Source organism: Actinospica durhamensis, assembly GCF_018139695.1.
In the GTDB taxonomy this organism is placed as follows: Bacteria; Actinomycetota; Actinomycetes; order Streptomycetales; family Catenulisporaceae; genus Actinospica; species Actinospica durhamensis.
On record NZ_JAGSOG010000379.1, the window covers coordinates 1 to 6,675 of the forward strand.

5 protein-coding genes are annotated in these 6,675 nt (G+C 72.8%); all 5 read left to right on the top strand.

What is annotated here, in order from left to right; translation table 11 throughout:
• The first annotated feature begins 180 nt into the window (after positions 1-180).
• Positions 181-1,566 (top strand): MFS transporter, encoded by a 1,386-nt coding sequence (locus KDL01_RS37915; protein ID WP_438802016.1) that lies wholly within the window; start codon positions 181-183, stop codon positions 1,564-1,566.
• A 372-nt stretch (positions 1,567-1,938) separates the two neighbouring features.
• Entirely contained in the window at positions 1,939-2,958 is a 1,020-nt protein-coding gene (locus KDL01_RS37920) for a rod shape-determining protein (RefSeq protein WP_212533554.1), read from the top strand.
• 82 nt (positions 2,959-3,040) lie between these two features.
• On the top strand, positions 3,041-3,913 hold the full coding sequence (gene mreC, locus KDL01_RS37925; RefSeq protein ID WP_212533551.1) for a rod shape-determining protein MreC: 873 nt from the start codon (positions 3,041-3,043) through the stop codon (positions 3,911-3,913).
• Complete coding sequence (gene mreD / locus KDL01_RS37930) at positions 3,913-4,491, top strand: rod shape-determining protein MreD (protein WP_212533552.1); 579 nt, start codon at positions 3,913-3,915, stop codon at positions 4,489-4,491. The genes mreC and mreD overlap by 1 nt, the downstream gene beginning before the upstream one ends.
• Positions 4,492-4,523: 32 nt before the next feature.
• The coding region (gene mrdA, locus KDL01_RS37935) for a penicillin-binding protein 2 (protein ID WP_212533553.1) at positions 4,524-6,675 on the top strand (2,152 nt) is incomplete at its 3' end.

Sequence of the window (6,675 nt, forward strand, 5' to 3'; positions counted from 1 at the left end):
CCCCTCCACCCGTCGTCAGCTGCCGCCCCACCTGGCGCCCGATCCGCCGGAGGCGGCGACGTCGGCGGCCCCGGCGCGCCCGCGCATGCGCCGTCCACGCTGGGGGGTGATCCTAGCGCAGACTCAATAGGGGGAATACGTAAGGTTCAAGTCGCTGTACCATTCTTTACCGTGTCTTCCGTGACCTCCACCCCGCCCTCGGCCGCGTCCGAACAGGGCGGAGGGGGAGGTCAGCCAGGCACTCCAGGTGACGGCGCGACCGCTTCCGGTAGCAGTACGGGCGCCGATTCCGGCGTCGAGGCGGGCGCCGAATCCGGCGCCGCCGCACCCCGGCGCGGCAAGCTGCGCAAGCTCGCGGTGGACACGCGCCCGCTGCGGCACCCGGCGTATCGGCGGCTGTGGACCTCGAGCATCGTCACGGCCATGGGCAGCCAGATGACGGCCGTCGCCGTGCCCTTCCAGGTCTACCAGCTCACCAACTCCTCCGGCTGGGTCGGCATCGCCAGCTTCTGCGGACTGCTGCCGCTGATCGTCTTCGGGCTCTGGGGCGGCGCGATCGCCGACACCATGGACCGGCGCAAGCTGATGCTGCTGACGAACACCGGCGTGGCCGTCTCCTCGATCGCGCTGTGGGTCCAGGCCGCCCTGCACGTCGACTCGATCGCCCTGCTGATCGGGCTGCTGATGGTGCAACAGGCCATGTTCGGGATGAACTCCCCGGCCCGCTCCGCCACGATTCCGCGACTCGTGCCGCGCGAGGAACTGCCCGCGGCGAACGCGCTCAGCGGCATCGTCATGTCGGTGGGCGGACTGGTCGGACCGATGGTCGGCGGCGCGCTGATCCCGATCACCGGCCTCTCCACGCTCTACCTGCTCGACGCCTGCGGGCTCACCGTCACGCTGTGGGCGGTGCTGCGCCTGCCCTTGCTGCCGCCGCTGGGCTCCGCGCCGAAGCGGGCCGGGGTCGGGCACATCGTCGAGGGCTTCCGGGTGGGGCTCTCGAACCGGCTGCTCGCCTGGTCCTTCGGCGTCGACCTGATCGCGATGATCTTTGGCATGCCCCGCGCGCTGTTCCCGCAGATGGCCGACACCACGTTCGCGGGCAACCACCTCGCGCTGAGCTGGCTCTACGCGGCCATCCCGCTCGGTTCGGTGCTCGGCGGGCTGCTGTCCGGCTCCTTCTCCCGCCTGCACCGGCACGGCCTGATGACGATCGTGGCGGTGGGCGCCTGGGGCGCGGCCATCATCGGCTTCGGGCTGTCCGGCAACATCGCGCTGGCCGGGCTCTTCCTCGCCCTCGGCGGCGCGGCGGACCTGATGTCGATGGTCTTCCGGCAGTCCATTCTGCAGACGGTCGTGACCGACGAGCTCAAGGGCCGGATGCAGGGCGTGTTCACGGTCGTCGTGGCGGGCGGGCCGCGGCTGGCCGACCTCGCGCACGGCCTGGCCGGGGCCGCGCTGGGCACGCGCACGGCGGTGACCGCGGGCGGGGTCCTCGTGGTGGTGGGGATGATCGCGGTGGCCGTGCTGGTGCCGCAGTACCGGGACTACCGCGCCGAGATCTGACCCGGCCCGTCCGGCGCCCGCCCGGCGCCGAGGACCGGCCCGAGACCGGCCCGAGATCGGCCCCGGGCATCGACCCGAGATCGGCCCGGGCGTCGACTCGAGACCGGCCCGGGCGTCGGCCCGGGATCGACCGGGCGGCCGACCCGCGCGTCACTTCCGGGTTCCCACGTCACTCGACCAGGCGAACGACCGTTTCCGCCGACACGCCGACCGGGAACGCTCCAGGCGTCACGGAACTGGGCCGTGCTTGTGGCTAGGATCGGCGGGAAAGCTCACTCGGCGTCAGATACCCCTCGCTCTGGGTGATCGCGCTCGACCCGCCCCGCCCTCGCGCAGGCCGGAGAGCGCTCGCGGAAGGTTGCAGCTATGGGCATGTCGGTCGTCGGCCGGGACATCGCGGTGGATCTGGGTACCGCAAACACCTTGGTATACGTCCGGGGGCGTGGCATCGTGCTGAACGAGCCCTCCGTCGTCGCGGTCAACACGCACAACGGTGCCGTGCTCGCGGTGGGCTCCGAGGCCAAGAAGATGATGGGGCGCACGCCCGGCAACATCGTGGCCATCCGCCCGCTCAAGGACGGGGTGATCGCGGACTTCGAGATCGCCGAGCGGATGCTGCGCTACTTCATCCGCAAGGTCCACCCGCGCCGGCTGCTCGCCCAGCCACGGGTGGTCATCTGCGTGCCCAGCGGGATCACCGGCGTGGAGCGGCGCGCGGTGGAGGACGCGGCGGACGCGGCCGGGGCGCGGCAGGTGCACCTGATCGAGGAGCCGATGGCCGCGGCGATCGGGGTCGGACTGCCGATCCAGGAGGCCACCGGGAACATGGTGGTGGACATCGGCGGCGGCACCACCGAGGTCGCGGTCATCTCCTACGCGGGCATCGTCACCGCGAACTCGGTCCGGGTGGCCGGGGACGAGCTCGACAACGCGGTCATCCAGTACGCCAAGAAGGAGTACTCGATCCTGCTCGGCGACCGCACCGCCGAGGAGATCAAGCTGGCCATCGGCTCGGCCGACGAGACCGACAGCGAGCTGCACGCCGAGGTGCGCGGCCGGGACCTGGTCTCCGGCCTGCCCAAGATCATCGTGCTGACCTCCACCGAGGTGCGCCGCGCCATGGAGGAACCGGTCGCGCAGATCATCGACGCGGTGCGCGACACGCTCGACAAGTGCCCGCCGGAACTGTCCGGCGACATCATGGACCGCGGCATCGTGCTCACCGGCGGCGGCGCCCTGCTGCGCGGACTCGACCAGCGGCTGCGCCGGGAGACCGGGATGCCGGTGCTGGTCGCGGAGAACCCGCTGGACTCGGTCGTGCTCGGCTCCGGCCGCTGCGTGGAGGACTTCGACGCGCTGCAGCCGGTGCTGGGCACGGGAGTGCGCCGCTAGCTCCCCCATCGGCTCCGGAACCTGCCCGCCTCGATCCATCCGCCCCGCGCAGGACGCCGCACCTGACGAAGGACCTTGATTCATGCGAGACACCCGCCGCACCCGGCTCGGGCTCCTGGCGCTGCTGCTGGCCGGATTCGCGCTGATCACCGTGGACGCACGCGGGCAGCAGCCGGGCGAGCGGGGGCCGCTGGACCAGGCCAGGAACGTGGCCGCCGGAGTGTTCGGGCCGGTGGAGCGCACGGCGGACTCGGCCACCCGCTCGGTCGGCTCGCTGTTCGACGGCTGGGGGCACTCGAGCGCGGACGAGACCCGTATCAAGGCTCTTCAGGCGCAGGTCTCCGGCCTGAAGACCGAGGTGGAGACCGGTGCGCAGGACCGGGTGCGGGCCGCGCAGCTGGACGCGCTTGAGAAGATCACCGGGCTCGGCGGCCTGTCCACCGTGCCGGCCCAGCTGATCGCGCTGGCGCCGACCCAGGACGGGAGCTGGACCGCGACCCTGGACGCCGGCAGCCGGGACGGGGTGGCCGTGGACCAGAGCGTGATCACCGGCGACGGGCTGGTCGGGCGGATCACCAGCGTCGGGCCGGGCACCAGCACCGTGCTGCTCGCGGTGGACCCGGACTCGGTGATCGGGGTGCGGCTGGCCGGATCCGGGCCGATCGGCACCGCGGTGGGGCAGGACCCGCACACGCTCAAGGTGTCCTTCTTCGACCCGCAGCTCAAGATCGCGGTCGGCTCGCCGGTGCTCACCCTCGGCACCGCGGACGCCGCCACCAGCGTGCCCGGCGTCCCGGTCGGCACCGTCTCCAAGGTCCTCGACACCCCGGGCCAGCTGACCCGGACCGCGCTGGTCAAGACGTACGTGGACGAGACCGCGGTGGACACCGTGGGCATCGTGACCGAGCCGGTGCGCTCGGATCCGCGCGACGCCATGCTGCCGGGGGGCCACTGATGCGCGCCGTCTACCGGACCCTGCTCGCCGTCGCGGCGCTCGCCCTCGCGCTCGCCCTGGAGCTCAGCGTCCTGCCGCACCTCGCGCTGCCCTACGCCGTGCCCGACCTGGTGCTGCTGACCGTGCTCGCGCTGGCGGCGGCGTGGGGGCCGAACCAGGGCGCGCTGCTCGGGTTCTGCGCCGGGCTCGCGCTCGACCTGGCCCCGCCGTCCGTCACCGCGGCCGGGCGGCACGCGCTGGTGCTCACGCTGGTGGGCGCGCTGGCCGGGCGCGCCGCGGTCGAGGCCCGCCGCTCCGCGCTGCGCACCAGCGCGCTGGCCGGGATCTACGCGGGCGCCGCCACCCTCGCCAACGCCGCCCTCGGCAGCCTGATCGGCTCCGGCGGCACGCTCACCAGCCCCGGCCTGCTGCACGGTGCCGCGGCCTGCGCGCTCTACACCGCGGTGGCCACGCCGCTGGTCCTGCCAGGGCTCGGCGCCCTGGCCCGGGTCGCCGACGGCCGCCGCGGCGTGATCCTCGCGCCGGCCGGCAACGCGCTGGACCAGCAGCCCGCCACCCGCACCGTCGCCGAACTCTAGAACCGCCCGCACCCGAGCAACGGAGCCCGCGCATGCACCGTCCCCACCGACTCGACGGGGCGCGCGCCCGCCTGGGCGTCGTCCAGGTCCTGGTGCTCGCCCTGCTGGCCACCCTCGGCGCCCGGATGTGGTACCTGCAGGTGCACTCCGGCGCCCAGTTCCAGGCCGAGGCCGCCGCCAACGACCTGCGCGCGGTCGCCACCGCGGCCGTGCGCGGGGACATCCTGGACGACCAGGGCCACCCGCTGGTAGACAACCGGGTCAGCCTGGAGGCCACGGTCGACCTGAGCACCCTGCGCGAGGAGCCGAAGAACGGGCAGGCCGCGCTGAACCGGCTGGCCGCGCTGCTAAACGTGCCGGAGGCGCAGATCGCCCAGAAGATCCGGCTGTGCTCGGGCACCGTCTCCCAGCCGTGCTGGGCCGGCTCGCCCTACCAGCCGATCCCGGTGGCGGTGAACGTGCCGACCAACCTGGGCCTGGAGATCCTCGAGGACCACGACAAGTTCCCCGGCATCACCGTGCAGCCCTCGGCCGTACGCACCTACCCGGCGCCGTTCGGCGTGAACGCGGCGCAGATGCTCGGCTACCTCTCCCCGGTCACCCCGGACGAGCTGGCCAAGCCGGGCGACGACTACCAGCCCACCGACATGGTCGGGCGCTCGGGCCTCGAGGAGGAGTACGACTCGCTGCTGCGCGGGCGCTCCGGGGTGGCCGAGGTGGCCGTGGACAATGTCGGGCAGGCCGTGCGCACGGTCTCGCAGACCGCGCCGGTGCCCGGCGACAACCTCGTCACCACCCTCGACGCGCACGTGCAGGCCATCGCCGAGCAGCAGCTCAAGGCGGCCATCGAGAGCGCGCACGGGGTGTGGGACTCGGAGACCGGCCAGTTCGGCAAGGCCGACTCGGGCGCGGTGGTGGTGCTCAACGTCAACACCGGCGGCGTCGTGGCCATGGCCACCTACCCCAACTACGACCCGAACGTGTGGACCGGCGGTATCGACCCCAAGGTCTACTCCCAGCTGATCAGCCCGGCCTCCGGCACACCGCTGCTTGACCGCGGCTACCAGGGCGACTACCCGCCAGGCTCCACCTTCAAGGCGGTCACCACCGCGGCCATGCTCCAGGACGGGTTCCCGACCGACGGCACCTACGACTGCTCCACCTCCTTCACCGTCGGCAACCAGGTCTTCCACAACTTCGAGGGCGAGGCCTTCGGGCCGATCACGCTCAAGCGCGCCATTGAGGTGTCCTGTGACACCGTGTTCTACGGGGCGGCCTACAAGATGTGGTCGGCCGACGGCGGGAGCCGGCCGGTGGCGCACCCGGCCGACCCGGTGCAGACCATGGCCACCGCGCTCGGCCTCGGCCACGAGACCGGGATCGACCTGCCCGGCGAGTCCCCCGGCCTGATCCAGACCCGGCAGGAGAAGCTCGCCGAGTGGAAGGCGAACAAGACCAACTGGTGCGCGCACGGCCAGAACGGCTACCCCTCCGTCGCCGCCACCGACCCGGCCAGGGCCGCCTACCTCAAGCAGATCGCCTCGGACAACTGCCAGAACGGCTTCGAGTTCCTGCCCGGCGACGCGGTGCTCGAGGCGATCGGGCAGGGCGGGGTGGAGGTCACCCCGCTGCAGCTGGCCCGCGCCTACGCCACCATCGTCAACGGCGGCGACCTCTACCAGCCGCACCTGCTCCAGGCCGTGCTCGGCCCCGGCGGCAAGGTGGTCAGCACCTACCAGCCCAAGCTGGTGCGGCACGTGGACATCTCCCCGGCCACCCGCAAGTTCATCGTCAACGCGCTCGAGGGCGTCGCGCTGGAGGGCACCGCGTCCGGGGTCTACGGGCCGTGGCCGCAGGGGCAGATCCCGGTGGGCGCCAAGACCGGCACCGCGGACGTCTACGACCAGAACCCGACCTCGGTGTTCGCCTCGGTCGTGCCGGCCGACCACCCGCAGTACGCCGTGGTCATGATGATCCCGCAGGGCGGCCAGGGCGCCCAGGTCTCCGGTCCCGCGGTGGAGCAGATCGAGGAGGCCATGTTCGGCGTGCAGGGCGGCGGCGCGAACCCGAAGCAGGCGCTGCTGCCCACCCCGCCGGCCAAGCTGCCGGTGATCAGCGCGGACGGGCTGCTGCCGGTCAACTACCCGTACCCGCAGCAGTGGCCCCCGGCTCCGCCCACCCCGC

Excerpts from the sequence above, each read along its gene's own strand:
- KDL01_RS37920 (WP_212533554.1), top strand. The coding sequence starts at position 1,939 with ATGTCGGTCGTCGGCCGGGACATCGCGGTGGATCTGGGTACCGCAAAC.
- mreC (WP_212533551.1), top strand. The coding sequence starts at position 3,041 with ATGCGAGACACCCGCCGCACCCGGCTCGGGCTCCTGGCGCTGCTGCTG.
- mreD (WP_212533552.1), top strand. The coding sequence starts at position 3,913 with ATGCGCGCCGTCTACCGGACCCTGCTCGCCGTCGCGGCGCTCGCCCTC.